The 329-nt window shown below is 43.2% G+C and carries 1 pseudogene; it reads left to right on the forward strand.

Going from position 1 to position 329, the window contains the following annotated elements:
• Window positions 1–329: pseudogene (locus tag CDO51_RS13320) on the forward strand (reverse transcriptase domain-containing protein); the annotation flags it as partial.

Genomic DNA, 329 nt, shown 5'->3' on the forward strand with positions numbered 1-329 from the left:
CTTACAAAAGAGTAAAGCAAAACAGAGGTGCAGCAGGTGTTGACGGGATGACAGTCGATGAGTTAATGCCATATCTAAAAGAGAACAAGGATGAATTTCTAGAGAGTTTGAGAAGTGGGAAGTACAACCCCCATCCAGTCAGACGAGTAGAAATACCTAAACCTGATGGTGGGGTAAGGCTTCTTGGTGTCCCAACAGTTATTGGACCGCATGGTACAACAGTCACTAGTACAAGTACTTCAACCAATATTTGAACCGATATTTTCTGATAGTAGCTTTGGATTCAGACCGAATCGTAACGCCCAGCAGGCGATCAAAAGGTCAAAAGA

This window comes from Natranaerobius trueperi (assembly GCF_002216005.1).
GTDB classification, from domain to species: domain Bacteria; phylum Bacillota; class Natranaerobiia; order Natranaerobiales; family Natranaerobiaceae; genus Natranaerobius_A; species Natranaerobius_A trueperi.